Origin of the sequence: Mesorhizobium sp. M7A.F.Ca.AU.002.02.1.1 (assembly GCF_003998535.1) — a bacterium.
GTDB lineage: Bacteria > Pseudomonadota > Alphaproteobacteria > Rhizobiales > Rhizobiaceae > Mesorhizobium > Mesorhizobium ciceri.
Window position 1 is genome coordinate 1 of sequence record NZ_RZPB01001069.1, and the last position, 1,635, is coordinate 1,635.

The 1,635-nt window shown below is 64.5% G+C and carries 2 protein-coding genes; both read right to left on the reverse strand.

The genetic code is table 11. The features are described 5' to 3' along the window. Window positions 1-933 (reverse strand): glycerate kinase (locus tag EN879_RS35065; protein ID WP_164774805.1); only part of this gene is annotated, 933 nt, incomplete at its 3' end. Beyond that, entirely contained in the window at window positions 930-1,433 is a 504-nt protein-coding gene (locus tag EN879_RS35070; RefSeq protein WP_063169827.1) for a heme-degrading domain-containing protein, read from the reverse strand. The genes EN879_RS35065 and EN879_RS35070, both read right to left, overlap by 4 nt. Between the last annotated feature and the right edge of the window lie 202 nt (window positions 1,434-1,635).

Here is a 1,635-nt window from a genome sequence, read left to right on the forward strand (position 1 = left end):
GATCAGCACCGGCTTCGAGAAAGGCCTGTTGCGCGTCGCCACTTCACGCGCGATCGCGGCGTGGACACCGCCAACCTCGCGCGCTTCGCCTTCGATGGCATCGGAGAGGATAACCGCCTCGACGCCTTGCCGTTTCGCTTCCGTAGCGGCGGCTTCCAGCGATACCCCGGCCGAAGCGATCAGATGCACCTCGTTGCGCAAAAAGCGCTCGTCATCCGGGCTTGGCGCATCGGCGGCCGGCGAATTGATATGCGCCATCACCGAGGCCGGCAGTTTCATGCCATAGGCCGATATCGAGGCCAGCGCGTCGGCGCGGCTGCCTGTATCCGGTACGGTTGGGCCGGAGGCGACCATTGCCGGATTATCGCCGGGAATATCGGAGACGATCAGCGACACCACCCTGGCCGGCCATGCGGCCGCCGCCAGCCTGCCGCCCTTGATGGTGGAAAGGTGCTTGCGGATAGTGTTCATCGCCGCGATCGGCGCACCCGAGGCGAGCAGCGCCTCATTGACGGCGATCTCGTCGGCCAGCGTCAAGCTGCCGGCCGGCGACGGCAACAGCGCCGAGCCGCCGCCGGAAATCAGCGCCACCACCAGATCGTCCGCCGTCAGCCCTTGCACCTTCGCCAGCAGCCGGCGCGAGGCTTCAAGGCCGGCATCGTCCGGCACCGGGTGCGCCGCCTCGATGATCTCGATGCGCTCGCAGGTCGCGCCATAGCCATAGCGGGTGACGACCAGCCCTTCGATGGGGGCGTCCCACACTTTCTCGAAGGCTGCCGCCATTTGCGCCGAGCCTTTGCCCGCGCCGATGACGATGGTACGGCCCTTGGGCTTGGCCGGCAGATGATCCCTGATGGTTCGTTCCGGATCGGCGGCGGCGACGGCGGCGTTGAAGATAGAGACGAGGAACGATTTGGGGTCGAGCACGGTCATTCGGCTTCCCGAGGCAATGCCAAGCCGCGCTTGTCGACGCCCAAATGATCGCACAGCGCATCGACGACGACGCCGTGATCCTCGCGCTCCGGCAGTCCGGAAACGGCGATGACGCCAATGACGCCGGTGCCCTTGGCGTTCACCGGAAAGCCACCGCCGGCCAGCACGTAGTCGGCAATATCCAGCCCTTCACCAATCTTGAAGGTGCGGTCGGGGCGCTGCTGTTCCAACACCATGCGATAGGTGCTTCTCAGGAACCGTTTGACCACATTGATCTTGCGCCGCGCCCAGTCGGGATTGGAAGCGTTCGAGCCCGGCAGCGCGGCGTAGAACAGCGGCCGGTCCCACAGCCTGATGTCGACTATGATGGGTAGATCTTCGGCGATTGCACGATCGCGAATGGCGGAGCCGATTTTGAAAGCGACGGCCTCGTCAAAGGTCGCGAAGACAAGGGTCTCTTCCTGTCTCTTGATCAGAGCGATGTCGTCAGCAACGGCCATTTTCTTTCTCCGAAATCGTCACACGTCGTGTGTACGACAAGCTCCGCTCGGTCAAGCTTCCGTGGCGTGGCCACCTTCTCCCGAGGGGAGAAGAGACGAGCACGGGCCTCGGCTTCCTCCTCTCCCCTCGGGGAGAGGCCGGATTGCCCCGAATTGCCTTCGCAATTCGGTTGGCAATCCGGGTGAGGGGGCCTTACCCCGC

Excerpts from the sequence above, each read along its gene's own strand:
- EN879_RS35070 (WP_063169827.1), bottom strand. The coding sequence starts at position 1,433 with ATGGCCGTTGCTGACGACATCGCTCTGATCAAGAGACAGGAAGAGACC.